The sequence below is a fragment of the Streptomyces tubercidicus genome (genome assembly GCF_027497495.1).
In the GTDB taxonomy this organism is placed as follows: domain Bacteria; phylum Actinomycetota; class Actinomycetes; order Streptomycetales; family Streptomycetaceae; genus Streptomyces; species Streptomyces tubercidicus.
Genome location: NZ_CP114205.1, coordinates 889335 through 915552, shown reverse-complemented (window position 1 = coordinate 915552; position 26218 = coordinate 889335). Strand labels below are relative to the sequence as shown.

Sequence of the window (26218 nt, the reverse complement as noted above, 5' to 3'; positions counted from 1 at the left end):
CAGTGCTGTCAACCCCGGTCGTTGTGGCGGATGTACTGGTCGCCTCGGTGGACGGCGAAGACGGTGCCCCTGCCCGCGGCCTGGACGAGCTGCTCCACGGCCCGCGGCTCGGGCTCGGCAAGCTGCTCGCCGGCGCCGGCATCCCGGTCGGAGGAGATGCGCGGGCCGACGGGGCTGCCCGGGTACCAGAGCCAGGCCCGAGCGGCGTACTCCTTGACCCGGACATTGGCCGCGGTGAAGGCGTCGGCTTCGAGCCCCTCGTAGCCGTGCCCGACCGCTTCCTCGTAGAAGTGGTGCGAAAGGATCGCGGCAACCGGGGTGCCGGTGGTACCGGCCAGGGTCGCGTGCCGCAGCGGCGCCGAGTCGAGCAGCCGGGCCAGCGCCTCGAACGGGGCGCCGGAGACGGTGCCGTCCGGATCGAGCCGGATTTCCCCCGCGTGCACCGCGGCCCGCACCCGCAGCCGGAGATCCGCGGCAGCGTGCCGGTTGTGCTCGCGAATCCGTGAACACAGCTCCGGGAGCAGCGGGAACAGCAGCCTGGCCTTGGACAGCGCGGCCGGCGCGACGAGCTGACAGCCGTCGCCGGTGTCGACGTACGCGAAGTCCCGCGCGTTCAGATCCGCGATGCCCAGTGCGTCGGACAGCGCGGAACGCAGGACCCTGCGGATCTCCTGGAGCCGTCGCTCGCCGCGGCCCGCGGAGCCCGCGATGTCGCAAGCCAGCAGGGCCCGGTATTCATACCTCGGATTCACAATCCCTCCGCGATCACGACGGGGAGCGGCAATTCGAAGACAGAAGTGCCGCATCCCCGATATCAGGTGCCGAGACGATGATTGACGGGATCGTAGGGGAGGGGTCCTCGGGTAGAACGGCTACTAATACTGCTTGTGCCGTTTCGGCGGAACGAGGAAGAGAGGGGCGGCCGATGAGCAACACACGGGGGCGCGGGGGAGGGACCTACTGGCCGCCGGCCGGGCTGCTCGGCCGGCTCGACGAGGCCGACCGCGCAATCCTGCTGGGACTCGGCCACGGCGTCGTCTACCCGGCCGGTCAGATCACCATCCACGAGGCCGACACCTCGGACTTCGCGCTGCTCCTGCTCGGCGGCACGGTGAAGGTCACCGCGCACGCGCAGGACGGCCGCGAGGCACTGCTGGCCGTGCGGATGGCTGGGGACCTGGTCGGGGAACTCGCCGGAATCGACGGTCAGCCGCGCGTCGGCACCGTGACCGCCTGCGGCAAGGTGCTGGCCCGCTACATACTCCGCTCCGAACTCCTGGAGTGCACGAAACAGCACCCCTCCGTAGGAGTGGCACTCAGCGCGAGCGTGGTGGCCAAGCTGCGCACGGCGACCAGCCGGATCACCGACTTCACCGGGTGCGACGTGCTCGGGCGACTGGCCAGAATCCTGCACCACATGGCCGTCACCTACGGGCGCCCGGGACGGAGCGAAACCCGTCTGCCGCTGTCACAGCCGGAGATGGCCACCCTGGTCGGTGCGGCCGAGTCGTCGATCCACAAGGCGCTGCGGGCGCTGCGGGACTCCGGCGCGGTCGAGACCGGCTACCGCCGGATCACCATCCTCGACCTGGCTCACCTCGCCCGGATCGCCGCCGAGGCCGGGCCCGCCGGATCGTCGCCGATCTCGCCGAACACGTAAAAGCGCCGGGTTCGCCACGACGGGTCGGCGCCAGCATGTCTGACTGCCGGAACTCCGGCGTGGAAAGAACGGGGAAAACAAATGCCAGAGGACAACGGTAATTCGGGCCCCACCCAGCAGATCCGGACCGGCGCCATGTCCGGGCTGATGGTCGTGGGCAGCAACAACACCGTGCACAATCTGCGGATCACCGCCGAGCACGGTTCGACCGTCACCGTGCACGGCGGGCCGCTGCCGGACCCGGTCAAGCGCACGCCCGTCTCCCACCTGCCGCGCTCCGCCGCCGAGCCGCTGACCGGCCGGGAGCAGGAGGTCCGGGCACTGCAAGAGGCCGTCGGAAAACATCAGTTGGTGCAGGTCTGGGGCGCGTCCGGGATCGGCAAGAGCGCACTGCTGCGCCATCTCGCACGCACCATGCCGCGCGGGCCCGAGGGCGCGGCCTACATCGAAGCCGGGGGACGCACGGCCGATGACATCGCGCAGGCGATCTTCGACATCAGCTTCGACGCACCGGACTACAAGCCGTCGCCGGAGGCGCTGAAGGAGCATTTGAAGACACTGCGGCTGCGGGTCTACCTGGACGACGTGGGGCTCGACGAGAAGGACCTGCACCGGCTCTTCGACATGGCCGAGCAGTCCATGTTCGTCTTCACCTCGCAGCAGCGGTCCGCAGTCGGCGGTGTGCACCCGGTCCGGCTCGGCGGGCTGGCGGCCCCGGCGGGGACGTCACTGGTGGCGGCGGTGCTCGCCCGCGAGCTGCGGTCCGACGAAGCGCGGACCGTGGAGGCGCTGTGTGACGCGGTGGACGGCAGCCCGCTCCGGTTGCGGCACATCGCCCTGTCGGCTATCACCGGCAAGGGCCTGCCGGGCCTCGCCGATCTGCCCGGACTGCTTCCCGCGCTGCTGAACCGGCTCCGGCCGCAGGAGCGCGATCTGCTGTATCTGCTCGGCTCGCTGTCCGGCGCCGAGCTGGCCGCCCGGCATCTCAACGATCTGCTCGCTCTGCCGGGCACCGAAGCGATCGCCGACGGTCTGGTGCGACACGGTCTGCTGGTCGCCTCGGAAACCGGCTACAGCTGTCCGCCCGATGTCGCCGGGTGCGTGCTGAAGAGCCGGGGAACGGCGTTTCCCGCCAAGCAGCTCTGCCGGACGCTCACCGCGTGGGTCGAGGCGAGGGACACGACCCCGGACGACGTCGCGGCACACTCCCAAGCCCTGGACGCCGCGGTGGTGCGGGCGGAGAAGAGCGGACAGGCACAGCTGGGCGCGGCGCTGGCCCGTGCCGCGTCGCCGAAGCTGGCGATGTCCCGGCAGTTCGATGCATGGGGCAGCCTGCTCGGAGCCGGTTGGTCAGCGGCGAAGAGCATGAAAGACAAGGAGGGCGAGGAGTTCTTCCTGCGCGAGGCCCGCACCCGCCGCCAGGCGATCAGCCGTGGTGCGCTGACGGCGGCCGCGACGCTGGAGGCGGGTGCGCTCTGGCATGAACTGACCGCTCTGCACGCACACTCGGCGGCCCAGCAGGTCGCCAACGCCGCGACGGCCACGGCGCAGCAGGGCCATGTGATCACCACGCTCCCCGCCGCGGGCCACACATCGGCCCTCGCATCGCCAGGCCACGCGCTCACCCCTGTGCACGCCACGGGCGTGCCGACGCACCCCATCGTGGGCCACACACCCCTCACGCACCCGGTCGCCCCCACGCCCCCCGCTCCGGCTCCCGTGCACCCACCTGTGACCAAGCCGGTGGTCGACCTCTCGAATTCCGCCCCGCAGCCGCACGCCGCTACCAACGTGACCGGCGGCCATTCCGCCGCACCGGCGCCGCAGCAGATCGACCTCTCACAGGCACACCACTCCGCCGCCCAGCCGGCGCACGGCCTGAGCACCACCACGCCTGCGACGGGCACGGGCCACTCGGCGTTCAGCGTCCTGGGCGCCAAGGTAGGGGTATCGGCACTGGCCATGGCCTGCTCCATCGGCTTCGTGGCCGTGCTGGGTGTGGGTGCCGCGGTCTACATGACGGACCAGCAGTCCTCCTCGTCCTCGGCCGTCTCATCGGGCCCCGCCGGCGCCTCCGGTCCGGCCGACAACATGTCGTCCGGCGACAACACATCGCCTGGCGTCGATCCTGCGTGCCTGACCGCGCTCTCGGAGCTGGCGCCGGAGATCACGCAGCACAACACGGACGTCTCTGCCATGAACGACGCGTTCGACTCGTACAACAGCGCCATGCGCTCCTACAACTCGGGCGCGAGTGCCACCCCACCCGACGGCAGCGCGGTGTTCTCCGAGGTCGACGCGGTCATCAGCGACCTGAACTCCATCGAGTCCACCTTGGAGGGGGCCGTCTCGCAAGCCCAGGACAGCTCCGTGCAATCCGACCTCGAATCCATGCTGACCGGTGCTCAGCAGGCCGAAGAGGAGCTTCAGTCGTTCAAGGACGATCCGAAGGGGTCCGGGTTCGATACCTCGGGTGAAGCCGACTCGATGAACTCGGACCTGGCCGGACTGAAGACCGACTGCGGCGGCTGACCTTCCCCGACACCCACCACGAAAGGCAGGCCATGGCCGCGGAATCCACACACGGGAACATCCACACCGGGGACGTCTCCGGCACCTTCATCGTCGGCGAGAACAACCGCGTGACGCACACGACGCACGGCCCCGAGCAGCCGCAACCGCACCAACGGAACTCCGCGGAGGACCAAGCGGCGGTCTTCGCGGTCGAGCACGGCACCATGCACGTCACCTACAACGCCGGAGCGGAGCAGGAGGCCGAGGACTGAGAAACACCGCGTGTCCCGCCCGGCGCCCGGCCGGGACACGCACCCTGCAGTCCGCTCAGTCCTTGTCGGCGAGCAACTCCAGGTCCTGAGCGCTCAGCGTCGCCGTCTTCAGCAACTCCCTGATCAGGTTGACGCTGAGGGTCGAGCCGACCGGCTCGCCGACCTCGTCGCGCAGCAGTCCGCGCACGCCCCGGCGGTGCAGCCGTTCGCGCACGTCCTCGACCGTGTTCGCGACCGACTTGTGGGTCCAGGACTTGACCGCGTAGGGCGAGGCGTTGGCCAGCCGGGCGGTGTCCTCCCAGGCCAGCGGGAGCGGGAAGGCGTCGTGGCCCTCCAGATAGCGCTGGGCGAGTGCGGTGAGCACCAGCCGCTCCTGCGGGGAGAGTTCGTAGACCGTCTCGGGATTCACAGTCTCCGCACCACTTGTGGAGCGGGGGTTCCTGTCGTCTTCGTCCACGACGCGGACCTCCACCAGATGGGAACGCCGCTTGGACGAGTTGATCACCAGCGGGGTGTACCCGGACTCGATGAGCCGCTTGTGGCCGGCGAGCATCAGCACGCCGTCGGGTAGTTCGATCGGCAGATGACCGGTGTTGACCAGCCACCAGTCGCCGTCCGCGGCCGTGCAGGTGAAGATGCCGTGCCGACGGCTGACGGTCGGGTCGTCGACCCCGACCGGTACATGAACGTCCTCGCGGTCGCGCCCGAACAGCAGCGTGTACCGGCGCGGCGGCACGGCGTACCCGCCCTCCGGACCCAGTACGAAGATCGTCCCCGGTGGTGCCGAGGGCACCCTGTCGGAGGGGCTGCCCGGCGGCAGCATCTGGGGTGGGAAGTTTCCGTATGCCATATCACATGCCTCCAGCTCGGCTCGCGGCAGTGTATGAGCGCACCGCGGGGACCGGTCCTCCCGCAGATGCGTACGCCAGGCCGGGGCGCGCCGTCAACTCGTGTTGCCTGAGCCCGATTTGCTGGATAGCCTGCCCGCCGTCAGCGCGAGCGGCCGGGGAACTGGTGATGATGGACAGCACGATCGCCGAACCGCTCACCGCGGACGATCCGCAGGAGATCGGCAGCTTCCACCTCATCGGTCTGCTCGGCGTCGGCGGCATGGGCGAGGTCTACCTCGGGGCGTCCGACAAGGGCTACGCAGCCGTCAAGCGCGTCCGGCCACGGCTGGTCTCCAGCGAGCGCTTCGCACGCGAGGTCGGCATCCTCTACCGCGTGCCGGCCGGGGTCGGGCCGCGGGTGCTGGCGAGCGACGGCACCGCCGAACGTCCCTGGTTCGCCACCGAGTACGTGCCCGGGCTCACCGTGGACGAGGCGGTCCGGCTGCGCGGCCCGCTGCCCGCCGGGGCGCTGTGGCTGCTGCTGGCCGAGGCGGCCACCCCTCTGTCGGCCGTGCACACGTTCGGGATCGTGCACCGTGACATCAAGCCCGGCAACGTCATGCTGGTGCGGGACGGCGTGAAGCTGATCGACTTCGGCATCGCACGCGCCGCGGACCAGGCAAGGCTCACCAAGAGCGGTGGCAGCTACGGCACGCAGGGATTCTCGGCACCGGAACAGCAGGCCGGGGACGAGGACGTGGACGCGCCCGCGGACGTCTACTCGCTGGGGGCGCTCGTCCTCTACGCGGCCTCGGGCCGCACGCCTGGTGTCGTCCCCGACGTGGAGCCGCTGCGCGCCGTGGATGCCGGCCTCGCCAACGTCATCGGTCGCTGTCTCGCGACCGGCCCCGGAGCCCGCCCCACCGCCGGCGAGGTGGCGGAGGCGGCCCGCGCCCACCTGCCCGCGCCTCCTCCCTCCTGGCCCCCCGAGGTCATGTCACGCATCGCCTCGCGACGTGCCTTCGCCGCAACCCCGGTCGGCAAGCTGGAGACCGTCCCGCCGCCGGACCTGGCCGCGGAAGCGACGCCGGACGCGGACCTGGCGCCGGGGACCGCGCCCCCGTCCGCCGCACCGCCCCGCCGCTCCCGCACACGCCTGTTCCTGCTGCCGACCGCCGCGGCGATCGCCCTCGGCGCCGTCGCGGCGTTGGTACTCCTCCCGTCCGCCTCCCGGCACAACGGCGCTGCGCAGCCGGCCGACAGCGCGTCGGCCCGCGTCGAGACCGCGGCCGGGGCGACCCGGACGCCCCATGCGAGCCCGAGCCGTTCGGCCACGTCCACCGCGGAGCCCGGGCGCCCGGCCCCGGACGCCCCGGCCGACTCGGAAACGACCGCCCCGCCGCGCGCATCCGGTGCGCGCTCGCCCTCCGCACCCGCCGCGACCACCGCGTCCTCGGCACCCGCCACCCGCGTCACCTCGTCGTCGATCCCCGGCATCAACGGCGGCGACGACCCGGCGCAGGTCAGGGGATCCGAGGCGGACACCTCCTGGGTCGGCAACGATGCCGCCTGCTCCGCCTGGCTGGACGACAACGGCTCCGACGCGCTCGCGGGCGTGCTCAACACCTCCCTGAACCAGAGCTGCAGCGCCGAGCTGTACCGCAGCGACGGCATCGCGTACACCTTCCATGCCAACTGGGGCGCCACGAAGACGAACTTCATCTCGGACGTCGGCCACACGATGTGGATCTGTGTCTGGAACGCCAACGACCGCTCCGACGAGCAGTGCTCCCCTCGCTTCGCCATGAACGGCCACACCCCGGTCAAGCGGTGAAACGAACGGCTCAACCCGCGGCTGCCAAAGGGGCTTGCCCCGGACGTATCCGCTCCGCTCCGGCTCACGGCAAGCGGCACGATCGCGCCGTTGCTGACTTTCGGCTGACTTTACTGACCCCAAAAATGGCCTCTGACCTGCGAAAACGCCATTTGTGTACCTCTTTGGGTTCCATTGGCACCGGGTTTGGGACAATGTTGCGGGTGTAGTGCGTTGGCCAGCATCTATGCAGGTCAGAGGTGGTGCAGGGCAGGTTGACGCATGTGCATGTGTCGCCACCTGTCACCACCTCTGGCAGGGTTCATGCTGACTCAACGCTGACTTAGCTGACGACCCGTCGGCTAAATTTGATGGTGTATCACTTCTGCGGTCTTGTGCCTTGAATCGGGGAGCGGGCAGCCTCGCATGCCTGAGCGGTTGAGCAGGCTCGATCTTTACGTTGACCCTGATGTAAACGCCTGTCCTGAGATTTGTTCGGTGTCCAGGAATGTCGTCGGAGGCGCAATGGCTGAGGGTGACGTGCTGGGGTGGCTCAAGAGAAGAGCAGGTTGGCTCCCAGAAGGGGCCTGTGGCCTCCCGTGTAGATCGAGGCAGGCATACGCCTTAATTTGCGCATGACGTAAGGCGAGCCTTTGGCTGCCAAGGCAGGGCTTCCTCGTGGACGGTGCACGGGCTTCGACGCCGTCCGCAATCGTGCCCTGTTGTGGCACGCGAGCGGCACAGGCCCTAGAAGTGGTCTATCCAACGAACAAGTCTCAGGCTGCTGACCTGGGGCTTTCGCACGTAGCGGGTTTCGGGAGTCGAACCCGCGCTCTGAACTTGGGAATCAACGGGGCTCGGGTCGATCAGACGGCATTTTGACCTGGGAAACGCCGCTTCCTGGACCGTGCTGCCGTGTCCCGTGGTGCCCCTCGTGACCGGTGTTGACCCGACTGAAGGGCACGGATGGGGCACGCCCGGCTACGGTGCTGATCGCACAGCGGCAGTGGCTTGTCGGTCGGCGAAGAATCATGATTCGCGGTCAGAACCTCCGCAGTCGGTTTGCAGAAGCACGCCACAGTACGTAGCGAGAGCGGAGAGGAGCGGCCTCAGCCATGCCGGATGGGCGCGGAGTGCTCGCCCCTCGACAAGCGATGGCACCAGGCGAGCCATCTTCTATGCTGGATGGGCTGACCAAATGCACAGGGGGAACGCCATGCTGTATTGCGAGCTCCACGAAATGCACAACTGCGCTTGTGTGCCTGGCGACCGTGTACGAGGTGCTGCTAAGCGTCCTGATGGGGCCAAGCCGGGCTGGGCAGACTGGCCGAAGGGGGCAATCATCGTTCATGACAGCGGCAAGGCCCACCTACCCGGGTGTGCTCACCTCTCAGACAGCCGAATTCAGGCCCCGAAGTTTGGTTGGGTGACCGCTTCCGCTTCCGGCACGTGGCGACGACTCTCCGAATCCAATCCGCTCAAGGTGACTGAGGGCAACACCGAACTTGCGGGGATAAGCCGTTGCCGTACCTGCGATGCCACCCAATAGCCCACGTGCCCTTGGTGGAACCGGTCAGCACTGAAGTGGCTCCTGTAGAACGCACGCGGCCTGGCCCGTAGCTCCGATCAGCTGGCGCCCGCAAACCTCCCGCCGGCACGACGGTGGCGGCAGCGTGCCGGGGCTGGAGCCTTGGGTCGCATAACCGCCGACCCGTGCCATGGTCAGGTCGACGGGCGGACCGGTCAGTGCTTGAAGGCGTCCCTGATTTTGGCCGCGGCCTGCTTGATGTTGCCCTTAACTTGGTCTCCGCGGCCTTCGGCCTGCAGGCGCTGGCTGCCGGTGGCGCAGCCGCTCGTCTTCTTGGCGCCGCCTTTCATCGCTTCGGCTTTGTGCGCGATCTTCTTCGAGATACTCATGGGTGGCCACCTTGGGTGAGTTGTCTGCGGCGGTCCGGTGGCAGTAATGCCGGTGGCGTCGGGCGCTCAGCGATCTGCGCGTGCGGCGGTGGCTACCGGGGGGCGGCTCGGTGCCCGAAGAAGTGCAGTCTCCTGCGATGACCGCCGTGCGGTTCGACAGGGAGGTCGCTTCGGGGTGAGTCGTTTCCCCGCGCGGTGGCCGTCTCTGAGCGGCCGGTTCCGCGTTGGCCGGTCAGGTCGTGGCGTTCGTTGTCGGCAGCGGCCGTCTCGTGGTGGGACTGCTTGAGTTCATGGCGCTTGGTGCTGCCATGGCGAGAGGTGCGGTGTCGTTTACCGGTGAAGAGCAGGGCCAGCCCCAACAATTTTTTTAGCCGCCGCCCCGACGACGATGCCGTACAGGAACAGCATGCCGGTGGAGCCGGTCATGCCGTAGCCGAATACCGAGAATCCGCCCGTGAGTTCGTGCCCGCTGCCACCGTTGGTGAGAACACCGGCCACACCGACGACTACCGCCGCGAGCAGGATGATGAGTCCGAGGATGCCGATCATGACGCGCTCCAAGGAGCTACTGGATATGTCCCCACAGTAGAACCGCACTGGCCAGGAGGCCACTGCGGCCGCTCATGCCGTCCCGACCAGCGGTCCAGCCCTCCGGCCGCACGCCGGTGCCCCAGCAGCACCGCGCCGCACGGCGCCTCCGTCGCGCGGCCCGCAAGGGCGAGCGCGGGAGCGGGCCAAAGCCGCTGATTCGCGTGTCAGCCTTACGGTCAGGCTGGTCGGCCCCCCGGCAGGTTCCACCGCCGTCAAGAGAACGGCGACTGTCACCGGGCTGGCGCCGAGAATTCCGATGCAGCGCTCCAGCGCCTGGGCCCCTGAGCCGTTCGGGTCCGTTCCCGGCATTTCGCCGCGTCGGTTCCGTAGCCTCGCGGTTTGCTGTCGTGGTGCGGGGGCGGGAGAAATCCGACGCCGATGTTCCCAGCCCGCTTGTGTACGCGCTCGCACCGTCGAGGAGATCGCCGAGGACAGGCGAGAACGGGGCCCAGGATGTATCGCGACAAGCTCGGGATCTACCTGAATGACCACCTGGCCGGTGCCACCTTCGGCGTCGGGCTTGCGCAACGCATCGCCCACCAGCACCGCCATTCTGCGCGCAGCGCCGACCTGCAGCGCATCGCCGACGAGATCGCTCAGGACCGGCAGACCCTGCTCGAAGTCATGGACGCGCTCGGCGTCCCCGCACGCCGCTACAAAGGTCTCCGGTGGCTGGGCGGCCGAAAGGCTGGGGCGTCTGAAGCCGAACGGCGTCCTGTACCGGCGCTCCGGACTGAGCACGTTGATCGAGCTTGAGACCCTGCGGCTGGGAGTCGAGGGGAAGACCCTGATCTGGCGCACGCTGCTCGTCGTGGCCGCGGGAGAGCCCCGCCTGGACGAATACCAGCTGCACCATCTGCTGGACCGGGCGCGCGGCCAGATCGACACGCTGGAGACACTGCGCCTCCAGGCAGCGGCGGCGGTCTTCTCCCCCGGCGCGCAGCGTGACTCCTGACAGCCCGTGAGAGTGCGGCGACATCGTCGGCCGTCCAGTCGACAGGCACACCGATGAAGGCTTCTGATGCAGCGGGCCATTCCTCTCTGTTCGGACGGCTGCGCCGTGGGATGCGGCGTTCGCCGGTCGGGCGCGGATGGAGACGGGGCCGTGAGCTGGAGCTGGGGTCGCGGTCACTGGGTTTTGCGGCGCTCGGGTTCCTCACGCTGGTGCCGCTGCTGATCGTGGTCTCCGTGGGTGATCCGACGCACGGGCGGGGGTTCGCGCAGTGGCTGGGGGAGGGGATCGGTGTGTCGACGACTTCCAGTGAGCAGATCGGGCAGCTGTTCACCCGGCCTGGCCAGGCGGCACGGACCACGACCGCGTTTGGCCTTGCCACCCTTGCTGTCTTCGGTCTGTCGTTGGGGTCGGCGGTGCAGACCGGCTACGAGAGGGTCTGGGAGCTCTCGCCGGCGCGCTGGTATGCCCGGTGGCGGCATGTGCTGTGGCTCGTCGTACTCGTCGGGTACCTCTTCATGTCCGCCACCACCACGCTGTGGCGACAGTCCTTGGCCCTCACGTCGGCCGCACTGCTGAGCGCTGTGCTGTTCTTCTGGTGGTCGCAGCGGATGCTGCTCGGTGGGCGGGTCGGCTGGGGCGCCCTGCTGCCCGGCGCGGTGGCTACGATGATCGGGCTGATCGGTCTCCGGGGATTCTCCCGGCTCGTCTTCTCGCCGTTGATCGCATCCAGCGCGGTCACCTACGGCGCCATCGGAACCGTCCTGGTCGTCCAGTCCTGGCTGGTCGGTGTGGGCGTGGTGGTGTTCGGCGGTGCGCTGGTCGGCCGACTGGTTCTTCAGCACCGACACCGTTGAAAAGACCGACCGGCTACCGCTGAACTCGCCATCCGCCCGCGCCGGGGCGGGAAGGGCCCCAACAGCCGTATCCGCTCTGGCCGTTGCCGTCACCGCGCGATCCCTCGCTTCCACGGGAGAGCATGAGGGGCGCCCTGCGCGCGGTCGTCGACGCCCGCTCCTCCATCGCCGAGCGCCTGGACAAGGCCCAAGGCGCCGACATCGGGTTCGGCCACCCCTCCAGAAGCATCACGTCCATCTCTCCCCGGTATTCACCTTGATGGGATGGACGGGCGTGAAGCGTAGGGCGAACAAGAAGCGGTGCTCGTCCGCGCGCAGTCGGTGCCCGAGCGGCTCGCCGCTACGCGACAGTGGCTAGCGATCGATGAGGAGGCGGACACCGGAGGGACTCAAGAACGTTAGGCAGTACGGGTTGTCAGGTCCGCCCGTCAGGTCGAGGGCTCAGACTCGATGGCGCTGGTGCTCGTTCTCCGGGGCAGCCATGCGACGTTCGAGCTCAGCACGCGTCGGCTGCTTCGGCGAAGGGGCAGGCACCGCAAGGGGAGTGTGACGCAGGACATGCAACCCGCCGGCGGTCCGGCGTGGTCACCGAGGCGTGTTGCACTCTTCTTCCCTCCATGCCGCCCACGGCGTGCCGACGGCCGGCACCGTCGACCTGACGGTGGTGGTGCCCGCGTACAACGAGGAGCACCGGCTGCCTCGGACCCTCGATGCGATCTGCCGCTATCTGCGTTCCTCTCCCGGCCGGCACGCCGGCTGGGAGCTGATCGTCGTCGACGACGGTTCCACGGACCCCACCGCGGCCGCTGTCCGCGAGGCGGCGGCGGCCGAGCCGAGGATCCGGCTGGTGGGGTCGCCGTCCGGACTGCCTGCCCCGCCCGCGCGCAACCACGGCAAGGGCCACGCGGTGCGCCTGGGGGTGCTCGCCTCGCGGGGCGGACGGGTGTTGGTGACCGACGCCGATCTGGCCACTCCCATCGAGGAGTTGGCCCTGCTGCATGATCAGCTCGACGCGGGTTACGCCGCCGCGATCGGGTCCCGCGCTCAGGGGGACGTACACGTCGAGGTGTGCCAGCATCCGCTGCGGAAGCTGCTCGGCCGGGTGGGAAACCGGGTGATACGGGCGGTCGCCGTGCCCGGTGTCCGTGATACGCAGTGTGGCTTCAAGCTCTTCGACGGCGACCAGGCACGCGCGGTCTTCGGGCGGTAGCGGGTCGACGGCTGGGGCATCGACGTGGAGATTCTGCGGATGTTCCACGAGGCGAAGTGGCCGGTGGCCGAGGTACCGGTGCGCTGGGCGCACCAGGCGGGGTCCAAGGTGCGCGCGCTGGACTACGCCGGAGTCCTCCTGGAACTGGTGCGGCTGCGGGCGCGCGGAGCCCTGCGAATGATGCGGCCCGCCGACCGGGTCGTGGTGCTCGGCTATCTGCTGGTGTCCGTATGGCTCTTCAAGGGGCTGTGGGCCGACCTTGGCGGGAGCTACCTGGCCGACAGCGGGCAGGACCAGAACCAGTGGGAGTGGTTCTTCGCGGTCACCGCACACCATGTCTTCGGGTTGCACGACCCGTTCTTCACCACCCTGCAGAACCATCCGCTGGGTGTGAACCTGATGGCGAACACCGCCATGCTCGGGCTGTCCGTCCCGCTGGCGCCCGTCACCGCGCTCTTCGGAGCCGCCGCGACCTGGGCGCTGGTGCTGACCGGCGGCCTGGCCGCGACCGCGGCCGCCTGGTACTGGCTGCTCCTCAAGCGATGCGTACGGTCGCGCCGGGCTGCCGCGCTCGGCGGGGCCCTGTGCGCCTTCGCACCGCCGATGATCTCGCACGCCAACGCGCACCCGAACTTCGCTGTGCTGTTCATGATGCCGCTGATCATCGACCGGCTGCTGCGGCTGTGCGAGGCGCGCGGCCGGGACGGTGGCGGCCATGACGACAGTGGCGGAACCACTCGCCGCCGTACCGTCCGGGACGGTGTGGTCCTCGGCCTCCTCCTGACCTACCAGATCTTCCTCGGTGAGGAGGCGCTGCTGCTGGCAGCCATGGGCCTGTTGCTCTTCGCGGTGGGCTACGCGGCCGCGCGCCCCGCCGCCGCTCGGACGGTCTGGCGCTCCCTTGCCCGCGGCCTGGCCGTCGCCGCGGGTGTCTCTTTGCTGCTGCTCACCTACCCGCTCGGCCGGCAGTTCTTCGGCGCCCAGAGCTACACCAGTGTGCTGCACGGCTCGACGGGCAACTCGCCGCGTGCACTGGTGGAGTTCGCGGGCCGCTCGCTGGCGGGCAACCCGGCCACGGCCGACGCCCTCGCCCTCAACCGCACCGAGCAGAACGCCTTCTTCGGCTGGCCGCTCGCCGTGCTGACCGTCGTGGTGGTGGTGTGGCGGTGGCGGGATGCTCGGGTCCGGGGGCTGGCGACGGTCGCCTTCGGGGCGGTGCTGCTGTCCCTGGGCCGCACGATCCCGGTGCCGGGCACGGACGTCACGCTGCCGGGGCCATGGCTGCTGCTCCACGACCTCCCGCTGTTCGAGTCGGTCATCGAATCGCGGATGGCGATGGCGGCGGTACCCGCGCTCGGCATCCTCCTGGCCCTCGCCTGCGACCGCTGGGACGCCCAGGCCCGGCCTGTCGACTCCACCGGGCGCGTTGCCGTCGACGACCGGGCGCTGAGGGCCGTGGGTTGGGGGGGGCAGTCGCCGCCGCACTCCTCCCGATCGTGCCCACGCCGCTGGCCACCGTCGACCGTCCCGCCGTCCCCTCTTTCGTAGCCGATGGCACCTGGCGCGCGTTCGTACCGGAGGGCCGCACTCTCGTCCCCGTGCCGCTGCCCGACCCCGGCCGCACGGAAGCCCTGCACTGGCAGACCTCCGCCGGCCTCGGCTTTCCGCTGCCCGGCGGCTACTTCAACGGACCGTACGGGCCCGACCGGACCGGCATCTACGGCCCGGTGCCCCGCTCCACCTCCACCCTCCTGAGGGAAGTCAGCCGCACCGGCCAGATCCCGGACATCAGCCCGGCGCAGCGCCGGGAAGCCCGCAAGGACCTGCGCTTCTGGCGGGCGGGAGCGGTCGTGCTCGCTCCGCAACCGGGAGACCAGGCGCTACGTCTCACTGTGCAGCGGCTGATGGGGACACCAGGACGGTGGATCGGCGGCGTCTGGGTGTGGCAGGTGCACAGGGGCACCAGCGCTGGATCGAAAGCGGCCTGAACGCGAAAGTGTGAGCGGCAAGACATGACCGAGATCGGACCCAAGGACCGTATCGAGGCCGAGCAGGCGTACACGGAGTACGTCTCCGCCAGGCTGCCCACGCTCCGCCGCATCGCACACCTGCTCTGCAAGGACCCCCACCGCGCCGACGACGTCGTGCAGACAACCCTCACCAAGCTGTACGTCCACTGGCGGCGCGCCAGCGCAGCCGACGACCTGGACCGCTATGTGCACACCATGCTCGTCCGGTGCTTCCTCAACGAACAGCGGCTCGCATGGGCGCGCGTGCGCCTGTCAGGAGCCCCGCACGAAACCCCGGAGCTGCCGCCCGCCGAAGGCGTGCCGGACATCGAGACGCGCACCGTCGTCCACACGGCACTCTCGCGCGTCCCGGCCCGGCAGCGCGCCGTGCTCGTGCTGCGCTACTTGTGCGATCTTCCTGTGGCAGAGGTGGCTGGGATCCTCGGCTGTTCGGAGGGAAACGTGAAGAGCCAGTCCGCCCGCGGCCTCACCCGGCTGCGTGCCCAACTCGGCGGTCAACTGCCCGCATCCGCGGCGTCCATGAGGGAGGCGTAGCGGCCGTGCACGACGATGAACTGGAACGGGAAGCGGCCCATCTGCTCTCCCCACTGCGCGATCTCGAACCGGGGCCCGGGGGGCCAGGGGTGGATGTCGCCCGCGCCATACGACAGGGGCGACAGCGGAGACGGGTCCGCCGGGCGGCACTGCCGGTGGTCGCGGCAGCCGTGGTCGCGGTAGTGGCCGTGGCCTTCTTTCTGGTGATCTCCGCCCTGCCTGGCAGCCGCAGTGTGCCGCCCGCCGACCGGCCGCTCACCCCCAAGCCAGGGCCGTCAGACGTCCGGACACCGAGCCCGAGTGACACGGAATCGACTTCGCAGATACCGAACCCGAGGGGCACGGACCCAACTTCGCAGGCACCAAGCCCGTACCGGACGTCGCCGGGCCCCAGTGAAGGACCGACTGACACGACGTCAGCCCCCACGGAAACTCCCTCGGGCACGGGGGCTCCCTCGGGCACGGCGACGCCGAACTCAGGCACGGCGGCCACCGAGACTCCCACCATCGGCCCCAACCCCACCAACTGAGGTGCTGAGAGCGGGATTCTGGAGGTTTCGTTTCACGTGGCAGTCCGTGATCGCGATCCTGGGCACGTTAGCCGGGGCGGCGCTCTCCGTCCGGTTCCAGTAGCGCGGGCAGCGTGCCGAGCGCGCCGCCGCGACCAGCTCATCCAGCCCCAACGCGCCGCACTCCGGGAGTTCGGCATGGAGTGGGAGTGACACCGCCTTCGGCTGGTCGTTGAACCGGCCGGACACACGAAGTGCAGAGAGGCCCCGGGACGTCAGGGCAGACGCCCGGGGTCTCGTGCTGTCATCAACCGCGGCCGGGGTTGGCCCCGCTGCGGCCCGATGGCGCAGCGGGGCCTCGCGTCGAACGACGCAGCGGCGGCCCTGCCCTTCCTCCTCCAGTCAGCTTGCAGTCCGTCTGTCTGTCAGGCAGGGGCGTGAGGGCGCGGTCAGGCGAAGGAGGCGAGCAGTTCGTTGTACTGCTTGGCGGTGGTGGCCAGGTCCTCGGAGGCGCCGAAGGCGGTGCCGTGCAGCTTGAACATCGGCTGGATGTCGAACTGGCACAGCCGGAGGGTCGCGTCCCAGCTGCTGAGGAGGGTCTCGATGGTGGCTTTGTTCATGCCTTCGGGGGTGTAGCTCTCGGCGGGGCCGCCGGAGGTGATGGCGACGATGGCCTTCTTGCCGGCCAGCTGTGAGGGGGTGCCGTCGTAGGTGAAGGCCCAGCGATGGGTGAGAACGGTGTCCTGCCACTGCCGGAACAGGGGAGGGGTGTTGTACCAGTACACCGGGTGCTGGAAGACGATCACATCGTGTTCGGCCAGCAGCGTCCGCTCGGCATCGGCGTCGATCTGGAAGTCGGGGTAGGCGGCGTAGAGGTCGTGCACGGTGACATGGGTCAGATCGCGGACGGCGTCCACCAGCGCCGCATTGTGCTTCGACTGGGACAAGTCGGGATGGCCCACGACGACGAGAACCTTGGACATGATGAGGAACCTCTTCAGTGATCAGGGAGATATGTGAATGGATGGGGGTTGGTCGGGTGTGACGGGTCAGGAATCGCCGGGGCGTCAGTCCTTCTCCAGCCGGCCAGTCGGCAGTCCGAGCGTCTGTCTGTCAGGCGGGGGTCGTGAGGGCGTGGTCAGGCGGCGAAGGAGGTGAGCAGTTCGTTGTACTGCTTTGCGGCGGTGGCCAGGCCCTCGTCGGTGAGGCCGCAGGTGGTGCCGTACAGCTTGAACATCGGCTGGATGTCGAACTGGCACAGTCGCAGGGTCGCGTCCCAATTGCTGAGGAGGGGCTCAAGGGTGGTCTTGATCCAGCCCTCGGGGGTGTAGGCGTCGGCGGCGGCGCCGGCGGTGACGGCGACGATGGCCTTCTTGCCGGCCAGCTGTGAGGGGGTGCCGTCGTAGGTGAAGGCCCAGCGATGGGTGAGAACGGTGTCCTGCCACTGCCGGAACAGGGGAGGGGTGTTGTACCAGTACACCGGGTGCTGGAAGACGATCACATCGTGCTCGGCCAGCAGCGCCTGCTCGGCATCGGCGTCGACCTGGAAGTCGGGGTAGGCGGCGTAGAGGTCGTGCACGGTGACATGGGCCAGATCGCGGACGGCGTCCACCAGCGCCGCATTGTGCTTCGACTGGGACAGGTCGGGGTGACCTACGACAACGAGAACCTTGGACATGATGAGAAACCTCTTCAGTGATCATTTGCGGGCGCACGCCATGCATGCGCCGGTACGGATGGCTTTCTGTGGCCGCGAGCTGCCTCAACCGCAACTGGGCGTTGTGGCCTCGGCGTTTGTCGTGGGAGCGGCGGGCTCGGGCCCTGACTGCGTGTGTGGACGTGTGATCAGCGCAGATGGCTGATCAGCCGGTCAGAGCGGGGTAGTCGGTGTAACCGATGTGGTCACCGCCGTAGAAGGTGGCCTGATCGGGCGTGTTGTACGGTCCTTGAGTCCTGAGGCGGGCCGGCAGGTCCGGGTTGGCGAGGAACAGCGCACCGAAGGAGACGAGGTCCGCGGTGCCGTCCTCGATCAGGGTGAGCGCGTCGTGGCTGGTCGGGCCCTCGGTAGACGGGTTGAGCACGAAGGCGCCCGAGAAGCGCTTGCGCAGGGTGAGGGTCAGCTCGCGGTGGTCCGGGGCGCTCTCCACGACGTGCAGGTACGCCAGGCCGAGCGGCTCGATCGCCTCGACCAGGGCGGTGTAGGTCGCCTCCAGGTCGGTCTCCGCAATGTCGTTGAACGTGGTGCCAGGCGAGATCCGCAGGCCGGTGCGCTGGGGGCCGATCTTGGCGGTGACGGCCTTGGTGACCTCGACGGCGAACTTGATGCGGCCCTCGACGGAGCCGCCCCAGGCGTCGGTGCGCCGGTTGGAGCCGGTCGCGAGGAACTGGTGGACGAGGTAGCCGTAGGCGCCGTGCAGCTCGACGCCGTCGAATCCGGCGTCCACGGCGTTGCGCGCGGCAGCGGCGAAGTCCTCGATCGTGGCGCGTATGTCGGCGTCGCTCAGCTCGCGCGGAGTGCCGAATTCCTTCGGTCCCTCGGGGCTGTAGAGCTGTCCTGCGGCGGCGATGGCGGACGCGCTGACCGGGTGGAGGTCGCCGGGGTGGTCGGCGACCACCTCAGGGCTGCTGATGCGGCCGGCGTGCATGAGCTGGGCGAAGATCTTGCCGCCCTTGGCGTGCACGGCGTCGGTGACCGTACGCCAGGCGGCGGTCTGCTCGGGGCTGTGCAGGCCGGGGGTGTTGGGTGAGCCCTGGCCGACAGCCGACGGCTGGATGCTCTCGCTGATGATCAGGCCGGCGGAGGCGCGCTGCGCGTAGTACTCGGCGGTGAGGTCGGTCGGCACGCGTCCCGCGCCGGCCCTGGTGCGGGTCATCGGTGCCATGGCGATGCGGTTGGCAAGGCGCGTACCGGCGAAGTCGATGGGGTCGAATGCGGTGGTCATGGTTGCCTCCAGAGCAATGTGTCGTTCGTTACTTGGTCGACCAAGTGTTTTCGCCTGTGTCACCGTACCGCATTCATTGGCCGGCCAAGGTAATCTGTGAGCTGCGCCCTATCCGAGGAGTCCCATGTCAGCCCAGAGCCCCGGAATGCCTGGCCAGGCCGCCGGTACCGAAGCCGCCCCGCCATCCGCCGCACGCGGCGGCCCGGTCAGTCACGCCCTGACGCGGGTGGCCCGGCTGCACCGCATCGCGGCGGGCAGGATGCTCAGGAGCGCGGGTCTCTACCCTGGCCAGGAGGTCGTGATGATGCTCCTGTGGGACCGCGGGCCGGTGCGGCAGTCGGAACTGATCAAGATGACAGAGCTGGACCCGTCGACGGTCACCAAGATGCTCCAGCGCCTGGAGCAGTCCGGCTATGTCCGTCGCTCCCCGGACCCCGCCGACCGCCGCGCCGTCCTGGTCGAGGCCGCGGAGAGCAGCTGTGCGCTGCATACGCAGGTATCGCAGGCATGGTCCGGCCTGGAGGAGCAGACCCTGACCGGCCTCGACGCAGCCGACCGCGCGGAGCTGACCCGGCTACTGGCCCGGATTGAGGAGAATTTCTGCGCGGAGGCGGCGAACTGCCCGGACGGCCCCGGAACCTGTCAGACCTGATGAGACACGTAAGGCCCCGTGTGCGTGCGTGGCACGCCAACGGCCCATTCTGGGCATGTCACCCTCCTGCGATGCGTATGCCATGGAGATTAGGGACCGCAAACGGCAGCTCTTGACCCCGGGCGCCAGGAAAGTTGACCCTGAACGACAAGCCGGTGCGGGCCTTGGTGTGGGGTTCATCCGGCAGGTGGGCCGGGGCCGCGCCGCCGGACCGGAACGCACGCGTGACACCCGACGCCCCACGGCCCGACCGCGGCGCTCCCTCAGCAGGCTCCAGATGCGCCCGGCAGGCGCGAGAAAGGAGGAGGGGTGCCAATCGTCCTCTCCACGGATTCCGTACCACCCGATGACCGCCTGGCCTACTGGCACGACGCCGTGCGGCGCACCTTCGTGCCGCTGGACGTCACCGTGCCCAAGGACAGGCCCTTCACCGGGAGCGTCGCCACGGACCTGCTCGGACAGCTGCGGATCTCCACCGTCGATGCCGACCGGGAACTGGTCCGGCGCAGCAAAAGCCTGATCACCGAATCCGCGAACGAGTACCTGCTGCTCAACCTGCAGATGCGGGGGACGGGAGTGGTCGTCCAGGACGGGCGGACCGCAGTGCTGCGTCCCGGAGAGTTCGCCCTGTACGACACAACCCGCCCGTACACGCTCGAACATCCCGAGCGCTTCGAGACCGTGGTCTTCCAGATGCCGCGGCAGGCACTGGGGATGCCCGAATCCGATCTGCGGCGCATCACCGGTGTGACGATCGGGGCCGAGCAGGACCTGACCACGCTCGTGGTGCCGTTCCTGTCGAGGCTGGCCGCCGAAGCCGGGACCTACAGCCCCGAGGTCGGCGCTTTGCTCGCCCGCAACGTGGGAGACCTGCTCTTCACGGTCGTCACCGAACGGCTCGGCCGGGACGCCGCCCCCACGGACGCCGGCCGGCAGGCCCTGCTGCTGCGGGTCCGGCACTTCATCGACGCCCACCTGGCGGACCCGGCCTTGTCGGCGGAAGCGATCGCCGCCCACCACCACATCTCCGTACGTCACCTGCAACGCCTCTTCCAGGCCGACGGGACGACGGTCAATGGTTGGATCCGCAGCCGTCGCCTCGAGGAGAGTGGCCGGGAGCTCGCCCGTCCCCGCCGCACCAGACCGGCCGTGGCCGCCGTGGCACAGCGGTGGGGCTTCGTCAGCCCCGCCCACTTCAGCCGGGCGTTCCGCGCCGCCTATGGAATGTCGCCGCGCGAATGGCAGGCCGCGGCGGATGAGACCGGCGGTCACAGGCCAAGACTCTCCCCGCCTGACTGAGTGGCCGCGTCCTTCGTACGACACCTCCAGCAAGCGCCGGGCCGTGCAACAGCCCGACTTGGCGGCCGGGGAATGAGTTCAGTGGCGGGCTCCGTTGGCCGGATATAGTTGAATCGTAAATAACATCCGGAGAATGAGGCAGCCATGCAGTTCGGGATCTACACCGTCGGCGACGTCACGCCCGACCCGACCACCGGCCGAACGCCGAGCGAGCACGAGCGGATCAAAGCCATGGTCGCCATCGCACGGAAGGCCGAGGAGGTCGGGCTCGACGTCTTCGCGACCGGCGAGCACCACAACCCGCCGTTCGTGCCGTCCTCGCCGACCACCATGCTCGGCTACATCGCCGCACACACCGAAAACCTCATCCTCTCCACCTCCACCACCCTCATCACCACCAACGACCCGGTGAAGATCGCCGAGGACTTCGCCATGCTCCAGCACCTCGCGGAGGGGCGCGTGGACCTGACCATGGGGCGCGGCAACACCGGCCCCGTGTACCCGTGGTTCGGACAGGACATACGCCAGGGCATCAACCTCGCCATCGAAAACTACGCCCTCCTCCACCGGCTCTGGCGCGAGGGCGTCGTGAACTGGGAGGGCAAGTTCCGTACGCCCCTGCAGTCCTTCACCTCCACGCCCCGGCCACTGGACGACGTGCCGCCGTTCGTCTGGCACGGCGCGATCCGCTCCCCGGAGGTCGTCGAGCAGGCCGCGTACTACGGCGACGGCTTCGTGGCCGCCCACATCTTCTGGCCGGCCGACCACACCAAGCGGATGGTCGAGCTCTACCGGACCCGCTACGCCCACTACGGGCACGGCACACCGGAAAAGGCCATCGTCGGGCTCGGCGGCCACGTCTTCATGCGGCGCAACTCCCAGAACGCGATAAGGGAGTTCAGGCCCTACTTCGACGTCGCGCCCGTCTACGGGCACGGGCCGTCCCTGGAAGACTTCATGGACCAGACCCCGCTGACCGTCGGCTCACCGGAACAGGTCATGCGGGGATGCGGGGATGCGGGGATGGACCGAAGACCGTATCCGAGTGATTTATCGGACGAGCAGTGGGCGTTGATCGAGCCGATGATCACGGCCTGGAAGCAGGACCGGGTGGGCCGGTCGGCGCCCGGACGGGATCTGTGATCTCCGGGAGGTCGTGAACGCGATCTTCTACCAGAACCGGACGGGCTGTCAGTGGCGTTACCTGCCCCATGACCTGCCGGCCTGGTCGGCGGTGTTCTACTACTTCACGCTGTGGCGTCAGGACGGGCTCGACCAGCGGATCCAGGAACTCCTGCGCTGCCAGGTGCGGGAGAAGGCCCGCCGATTAGAGGACCCGTCCCTCGTGATCATCGACACCCAGTCCGTGCGCGCCGCCGCGGGTGTCCCCAAGACCACGACGGGACTGGACGCGAACAAGAGGACGCCGGGGCGCAAGCGGGGGCTGGCCGTCGACGTGCTGGGGCTGGTCATCGACGTCGTCGTCCTGGCCGCCTCCGCCCATGACAACACCGCCGGCACCGCCCTACTCGACCTGGCGGCCGAGCGGTGCGGGAACCGTCTGGAGAGGGCCCTGGTGGACCAGGGCTTCAAAGGCGAAGTCATCATCCACGGCGCCCTGTTGGACATCACCGTCGAAGTCGTCCGCCGCAACCCGGAGGATCAGGGCAAGGGCTTTGTCCCGCAGCCGAAGCGGTGGGTGGTCGAGCAGGTCAACGGCACGTTGATGCTGGACTGGCGTCTGGCCCGCGAGTACGACCACCGGCCCGACACCTCCGCCTCGCGCGTCTACTGGGCCTCCACCGCGAACATGGCCCGCCGTCTCACCACGTCCACCCCCACCTGGCGCGACACCCTCCGGACGGCCGCGTGAACATAACCGAGTTCCTGATCGATCTCCAGGCCCGCCACGACGAGGCCACGGCCCGGGCCGGTGAACTTCGCAGTCAGATCGAGGGCTTGACCGCCGCGCTAGCCGAGACCGAAGCGCGCCTAGCGGACTTGGCCACCACCCGAAAGGTCATCGCCGAACTCGCGCCGACCGGAGGCGGAGACCAGGCCGATCCACTCGAGTCGACCACTGCCTACCAGGCCATCGTGAACGCCTTCAACCAGCACCCCGACCAGGCATTCAAGGTCCGTGAACTGCACGAACTCCTCGGCATGCGCACCGACGGCCGTGCATGAACGTCACCCGCAGCCGCCTCGGACGCCTCACCCGACAAGGCTTCCTCACCCAACCCGGACGAGGCCGCTACCGAAAATGGACCTAACACCCTCTTAGGGGGCGCTATGGGGTGTAATTCCCGTTCTGTGGTCGCCTGATCGTGTGGGGCTGCGGAATCCGGGCAGGTCGGCCGACTTGGCCGTGCTGGAGTGGCGAGGCGAGTGAGCGCAAGCCCTACAAGAGCGACTCATCCGACGAGCAGTGGATGTTGATCGAGCCCGTGCTCTCCGCGCCAAAGGCCCGGCACCCCTCGGCCGCGGGCCACGCGGGCAAGTACGAGATGCGGGGAACCACTATCGCGAAACCGAGAGATCGCAAACCATAGCGATCATGAAAGCAGCTGGGGAACCACGGATCTCACGGGTTTGCCGTCCAACGCCTGTTTCGCACGCTTGCTCATCATGTAGGCGAAGGCTGTCAGATTATCTGCCCGACTCTCCCAATCGGAATTCATTTGGATCGTTATCAGAACTGTCTCTATGCGAATAAACGCTACAACGGTCGGCGAGCCATCCTTCTCTTCCACCGAAATAACCTTTCGATCTTCCTCCGCAATATACGAGTCGGAGAAATATTCTCCCGGAATCACCTGGATCGATTCGCCCGACTTGGAAGCCTTCGCGTAGTTGGCCTCTGCTGAAGCTGAACTCGTATAGGCGTCAACAAAGAAGTTCGCAACCTGAGATCCGGGCAGACTCCAAAAAACATTTCCGGCGTTACGCCGATCTGCCTCAGACGCACAGTCATCGCACGCTAGGTAGCCGTTCAAGTGCGGACCACCCGAAACCTCCCAGCCCGGAGGCAAGACATCACGGTCCGGGAGGATCTTCGAGACGAGATCCTCAGGAGTCACAACATGCTTCGTATGGGTCCTCGTGGGTTTCGGTGCCGACTCAGTATTTCCTGGAGAGCGCCCGGTGACGAGGTGGACACCGCCATAGAGAGCGAGCGCCAATACCGCTAGCAGCACGACGGCCACTACGGTCAGCGAGTTCCTGCTGTTACGCGTATTCGAGATCGAAAGCGGCCCTAGAGAGATCTGACTGTTGCGAACCTTGCCGCTTCCGATCACGACACTGTTGGTGAATGTCGACGGAGTGGCGGAGGGATTCGAAAGCAGTTGAGTCAGCGTTCTTTCGAACTCGCGGTCAGTCGCGAGCGCCTCTCCGATTACACCCCGCAGTTCTTGTGTCACCGCTAAATTTGTTGGATCGGCATCAAATCCCGCCAGAGCTACTCGGCCCTCTTCGGAGCTCAGTCGCCGACGGATAAGGTCACTGAGCGCTTGACCCGTGCCACCACCCACCGCCGTGGCCGCGCCACTCGCCATCGCCGTCAGGATCTGCACTGCCGCTGACGCCACACCGTCTGCCGCTTCCATGAGGCCCCCCTGTGCCTAGTGCACCGTTGATGCAAGCATGGCAACTCCCGCTGGCTCCAGGGCGCGAATGGGGATATGCGCCCTGACCGGAATCGAGCCAGGCCCATTCCGGCCGCCGGGTCGTATTCGCCGACACCATACGCCCGACGCGGGCCCTCGACCTGCGCGAAGCCCTCGACCTGCCCATCCTGCCGAAGGGCACCGCCACCCAACCCAAGAACGAAACGCACATCAAGCCTCATAACATCCTCTTAGTGACGTCCTGGCCCGCGCAGGCGTTGAGGCCCACGCAGACGTGGAGTTCCTCTTCCGCGGCCGGCTGACCGCAGAGGTTCTCCTCGGCGGGTTGCCGCGGCTCGACGGCCGGATTCCGGCGGATTGTGGCGGCCTTTTCACGGTCATGGTGTGCCCTGCTTTCTTGGCGTGGGTTCGAACTGGTCGTGCGCGCCGCGGCCTCTGGGGACGTGGTCCTCTCGCCCGGCGTCACCGCCCACGTCGTACGGCGTATGCGGCAGGACTGCCGGGCGGACCGCACACGGGTGGCGGTCGAGCGGATCGTGGCCCTCACCGGCCGTGAACGGGAAGTCCTCGCCATGCTCGGTGCCGGGCTCACCAACGCCGAGATCGCCCGGCGGATCGGTGTGGAGACCGGCACGGTGAAGGTCCATGTCGGCCGCATCCTCGCCAAGCTGGGCACTGCGAACCGCGTCCAGGCCGCGATCATCGCGTATGAGGCGGGGCTGGCCGACGGAACAAGCGGAGTACGGCGCGCTTGATCCCGTACGTAGCCACCGCGACGAGAGGGACGGCGGTCAGTGTCATCGGTGCAGGCGTACTCCCGCGTGCTTGAGTCCGTAGGCTGCCGCTGCGGTGAGCGGTACTGCGGTGAGAGCGACGGCGCCCCAGCCGAGGAGGGCGTCCCAGTTGCCTTGCGCATCCATGCCGCCGCTGAGGAGGTAGTAGCCGCAGACCATGAGGGGCATGGCCATGGTGGCGCGGATGACGGCGTCGAGCAGACGGGGCGCGGTGACGGGCGATGGTCCCGACGATGAGGAGCCAGGGCCAGACCTCGGTGCTGGCCATGTTGCAGGTAGGTGCCCTGACCCCAGGTGTCACCGAGCGAGGCGAAGAGGTAGGAGCTGAGTCCGGCGAGGAGGCCGATCAGGAGGTTCTTGCGCATCACGCGGGCTACCGCGAGAGAGCGCCGACGGCGGCGTGTCTGCCACAGCAGGGGATGGACGGTCAGGCCCGCAATCGCGATCCTGGTTCCGGTGAGCAGCATGGAGTCCTTGCCGCCCTCTTCCTCGGCGGCGCAGATCATGCTGTCGTCCACGCCTCCGTACGAGGCGTAGGACCGCTCGACCAGGGCGGTGAGCTTCCGGGTGCACCTGGTCTGTGAATGGGCTGCGGCGTGCGGCGGCTTCCGCGCTCCCACGCCGCAGACGGGTCAGTGATGTGTTTGCCACCAGATGAGCACCGCGGCGAACCCTGCGCTTCCGGCGGCGTAGGCAGCGCCGCGGGCCGCGTGCATCGCGAGTGTCCGCAGACATCGGCCGACGCCAACTAACCGAGCGCGGTTGGCTGTGGCGGGTGTGTGTGGCTTGTTGGGGAGGTCCGTAGACTCACACATAGGAGTCCCTTCCTTCAGAGGGCAGGTGGCTTCCTGACAGAGAGCCCCACTGAGCCGACGGTTGCGAGCCTGGAGGTCCGGTGCGGGCTCTCTGTTGCGTCCAATGAGAGCACAGTTCAGCCCAGGTCCGTCGTTGGCCCTATACGTACAAAACCACTCTCCTGAGTTTGACGATCGGGACAACGCTGCGGAGTAACCCGGCAGGACAACACACAGGTCAAGGGCCCCAATTCGGCTTGCTGTGCCATTCCAGTCCGCAGGCCGGAAGGCGTTGCATGACCCGGTGCTGTGCGATGGGGCGCGTACAGCACCGGGGCGAGAAGCGACCCTTTGTCCCGCTCCAAAACCCGTCGGCATCCGGCTCATCAGCCGCTCGTAGACGGACAGAGCTGGCTGCC

The 26218-nt window shown here is 68.4% G+C and carries 27 protein-coding genes; 18 read left to right on the top strand and 9 right to left on the bottom strand.

Annotated features, from left to right (window positions below; genetic code table 11):
* Positions 1 to 8 precede the first annotated feature (8 nt).
* Entirely contained in the window at positions 9 to 752 is a 744-nt protein-coding gene (locus STRTU_RS03875; RefSeq protein ID WP_159742243.1) for a hypothetical protein, read from the bottom strand.
* 173 nt (positions 753 to 925) lie between these two features.
* On the opposite strand from STRTU_RS03875, the gene STRTU_RS03870 reads away from it, so the two are divergent.
* The 3 genes from STRTU_RS03870 to STRTU_RS03860 all read left to right on the top strand — a co-directional run bounded on the left by STRTU_RS03870 (position 926) and on the right by STRTU_RS03860 (position 4446).
* On the top strand, positions 926 to 1660 hold the full coding sequence (locus STRTU_RS03870) for a Crp/Fnr family transcriptional regulator (protein WP_159742242.1): 735 nt from the start codon (positions 926 to 928) through the stop codon (positions 1658 to 1660).
* An 81-nt stretch (positions 1661 to 1741) separates the two neighbouring features.
* Positions 1742 to 4192, top strand: a complete 2451-nt coding sequence (locus tag STRTU_RS03865) for an AAA family ATPase (protein WP_159742241.1) — start codon at positions 1742 to 1744, stop codon at positions 4190 to 4192.
* 32 nt (positions 4193 to 4224) lie between these two features.
* Entirely contained in the window at positions 4225 to 4446 is a 222-nt protein-coding gene (locus STRTU_RS03860) for a hypothetical protein (RefSeq protein ID WP_159742240.1), read from the top strand.
* 55 nt (positions 4447 to 4501) lie between these two features.
* Here the strand turns inward: STRTU_RS03860 and STRTU_RS03855 are convergent, their stop codons facing one another.
* Positions 4502 to 5296 carry an FHA domain-containing protein gene (locus STRTU_RS03855; RefSeq protein WP_246240101.1) on the bottom strand — a complete coding sequence of 265 codons (795 nt, stop codon included), beginning with the start codon at positions 5294 to 5296 and terminating at the stop codon, positions 4502 to 4504.
* A gap of 167 nt (positions 5297 to 5463) precedes the next feature.
* Here STRTU_RS03855 and STRTU_RS03850 point away from each other — a divergent pair, with 167 nt between their 5' ends.
* Positions 5464 to 7110, top strand: a complete 1647-nt coding sequence (locus STRTU_RS03850) for a serine/threonine protein kinase (protein WP_159742239.1) — start codon at positions 5464 to 5466, stop codon at positions 7108 to 7110.
* A gap of 1722 nt (positions 7111 to 8832) precedes the next feature.
* On the opposite strand, the gene STRTU_RS03845 is transcribed toward STRTU_RS03850, so the two are convergent.
* On the bottom strand, positions 8833 to 9006 hold the full coding sequence (locus STRTU_RS03845; protein ID WP_159742238.1) for a CsbD family protein: 174 nt from the start codon (positions 9004 to 9006) through the stop codon (positions 8833 to 8835).
* A gap of 330 nt (positions 9007 to 9336) precedes the next feature.
* The gene (locus STRTU_RS03840) at positions 9337 to 9555 is read right to left on the bottom strand and encodes a hypothetical protein (protein WP_159742237.1); all 219 of its coding nucleotides are present in this window, start codon (positions 9553 to 9555) and stop codon (positions 9337 to 9339) included.
* Positions 9556 to 10050: 495 nt separating this feature from the next.
* On the opposite strand from STRTU_RS03840, the gene STRTU_RS35920 reads away from it, so the two are divergent.
* From STRTU_RS35920 to STRTU_RS03820, 7 genes are all read left to right on the top strand, one after another.
* The gene (locus STRTU_RS35920; RefSeq protein ID WP_308789361.1) at positions 10051 to 10353 is read left to right on the top strand and encodes a hypothetical protein; all 303 of its coding nucleotides are present in this window, start codon (positions 10051 to 10053) and stop codon (positions 10351 to 10353) included.
* Positions 10340 to 10552: a hypothetical protein gene (locus STRTU_RS35915; protein ID WP_308789360.1), complete on the top strand. Its 213-nt coding sequence runs from the start codon at positions 10340 to 10342 to the stop codon at positions 10550 to 10552. Before STRTU_RS35920 ends, STRTU_RS35915 begins: the two co-directional genes overlap by 14 nt.
* Before the next feature lie 53 nt (positions 10553 to 10605).
* On the top strand, positions 10606 to 11406 hold the full coding sequence (locus tag STRTU_RS03830) for a YhjD/YihY/BrkB family envelope integrity protein (RefSeq protein WP_159742236.1): 801 nt from the start codon (positions 10606 to 10608) through the stop codon (positions 11404 to 11406).
* Positions 11407 to 12001: 595 nt separating this feature from the next.
* A complete protein-coding gene (locus STRTU_RS35910; RefSeq protein WP_308789359.1) occupies positions 12002 to 12616 on the top strand; it encodes a glycosyltransferase in 615 nt (204 codons plus the stop codon).
* A gap of 24 nt (positions 12617 to 12640) precedes the next feature.
* Complete coding sequence (locus STRTU_RS35905) at positions 12641 to 14164, top strand: hypothetical protein (protein WP_308789358.1); 1524 nt, start codon at positions 12641 to 12643, stop codon at positions 14162 to 14164.
* Positions 14113 to 14604: a hypothetical protein gene (locus STRTU_RS35900; RefSeq protein ID WP_308789357.1), complete on the top strand. Its 492-nt coding sequence runs from the start codon at positions 14113 to 14115 to the stop codon at positions 14602 to 14604. The genes STRTU_RS35905 and STRTU_RS35900 overlap by 52 nt, the downstream gene beginning before the upstream one ends.
* Positions 14605 to 14628: 24 nt before the next feature.
* Positions 14629 to 15180: a SigE family RNA polymerase sigma factor gene (locus STRTU_RS03820; RefSeq protein WP_159742235.1), complete on the top strand. Its 552-nt coding sequence runs from the start codon at positions 14629 to 14631 to the stop codon at positions 15178 to 15180.
* Positions 15181 to 16138: 958 nt separating this feature from the next.
* On the opposite strand, the gene STRTU_RS03815 is transcribed toward STRTU_RS03820, so the two are convergent.
* The 3 genes from STRTU_RS03815 to STRTU_RS03805 all read right to left on the bottom strand — a co-directional run bounded on the left by STRTU_RS03815 (position 16139) and on the right by STRTU_RS03805 (position 18631).
* Positions 16139 to 16672, bottom strand: a complete 534-nt coding sequence (locus STRTU_RS03815; protein ID WP_159742234.1) for an NAD(P)H-dependent oxidoreductase — start codon at positions 16670 to 16672, stop codon at positions 16139 to 16141.
* Between the two features lie 155 nt (positions 16673 to 16827).
* Positions 16828 to 17367 (bottom strand): NAD(P)H-dependent oxidoreductase, encoded by a 540-nt coding sequence (locus STRTU_RS03810; protein ID WP_159742233.1) that lies wholly within the window; start codon positions 17365 to 17367, stop codon positions 16828 to 16830.
* A gap of 184 nt (positions 17368 to 17551) precedes the next feature.
* A complete protein-coding gene (locus STRTU_RS03805; RefSeq protein WP_159742232.1) occupies positions 17552 to 18631 on the bottom strand; it encodes an alkene reductase in 1080 nt (359 codons plus the stop codon).
* Positions 18632 to 18755: 124 nt separating this feature from the next.
* Between STRTU_RS03805 and STRTU_RS03800 the strand changes: the two genes are divergently transcribed.
* The 5 genes from STRTU_RS03800 (at position 18756) to STRTU_RS03780 (ending at position 22769) form a co-directional block, all read left to right on the top strand.
* Entirely contained in the window at positions 18756 to 19283 is a 528-nt protein-coding gene (locus STRTU_RS03800) for a MarR family winged helix-turn-helix transcriptional regulator (protein WP_246240100.1), read from the top strand.
* 309 nt (positions 19284 to 19592) lie between these two features.
* On the top strand, positions 19593 to 20582 hold the full coding sequence (locus STRTU_RS03795) for an AraC-like ligand-binding domain-containing protein (RefSeq protein ID WP_159742231.1): 990 nt from the start codon (positions 19593 to 19595) through the stop codon (positions 20580 to 20582).
* A gap of 144 nt (positions 20583 to 20726) precedes the next feature.
* The gene (locus tag STRTU_RS03790) at positions 20727 to 21725 is read left to right on the top strand and encodes a CE1758 family FMN-dependent luciferase-like monooxygenase (protein WP_246240099.1); all 999 of its coding nucleotides are present in this window, start codon (positions 20727 to 20729) and stop codon (positions 21723 to 21725) included.
* A 13-nt stretch (positions 21726 to 21738) separates the two neighbouring features.
* Positions 21739 to 22455 (top strand): IS5 family transposase, encoded by a 717-nt coding sequence (locus STRTU_RS03785; RefSeq protein ID WP_246240098.1) that lies wholly within the window; start codon positions 21739 to 21741, stop codon positions 22453 to 22455.
* Entirely contained in the window at positions 22452 to 22769 is a 318-nt protein-coding gene (locus STRTU_RS03780; protein ID WP_246240097.1) for a hypothetical protein, read from the top strand. Before STRTU_RS03785 ends, STRTU_RS03780 begins: the two co-directional genes overlap by 4 nt.
* Positions 22770 to 23137: 368 nt before the next feature.
* On the opposite strand, the gene STRTU_RS03775 is transcribed toward STRTU_RS03780, so the two are convergent.
* Positions 23138 to 24190, bottom strand: coding sequence for a hypothetical protein (locus STRTU_RS03775; RefSeq protein WP_159742229.1), 1053 nt, complete (start codon positions 24188 to 24190; stop codon positions 23138 to 23140).
* Positions 24191 to 24654: 464 nt separating this feature from the next.
* Here STRTU_RS03775 and STRTU_RS03770 point away from each other — a divergent pair, with 464 nt between their 5' ends.
* The gene (locus tag STRTU_RS03770; protein WP_246240096.1) at positions 24655 to 24966 is read left to right on the top strand and encodes a response regulator transcription factor; all 312 of its coding nucleotides are present in this window, start codon (positions 24655 to 24657) and stop codon (positions 24964 to 24966) included.
* Between the two features lie 42 nt (positions 24967 to 25008).
* On the opposite strand, the gene STRTU_RS03765 is transcribed toward STRTU_RS03770, so the two are convergent.
* Positions 25009 to 25179, bottom strand: coding sequence for a hypothetical protein (locus tag STRTU_RS03765; RefSeq protein ID WP_159742228.1), 171 nt, complete (start codon positions 25177 to 25179; stop codon positions 25009 to 25011).
* Between the two features lie 59 nt (positions 25180 to 25238).
* Between STRTU_RS03765 and STRTU_RS03760 the strand changes: the two genes are divergently transcribed.
* Entirely contained in the window at positions 25239 to 25589 is a 351-nt protein-coding gene (locus STRTU_RS03760; RefSeq protein WP_159742227.1) for a hypothetical protein, read from the top strand.
* Positions 25590 to 26218 lie beyond the last annotated feature (629 nt).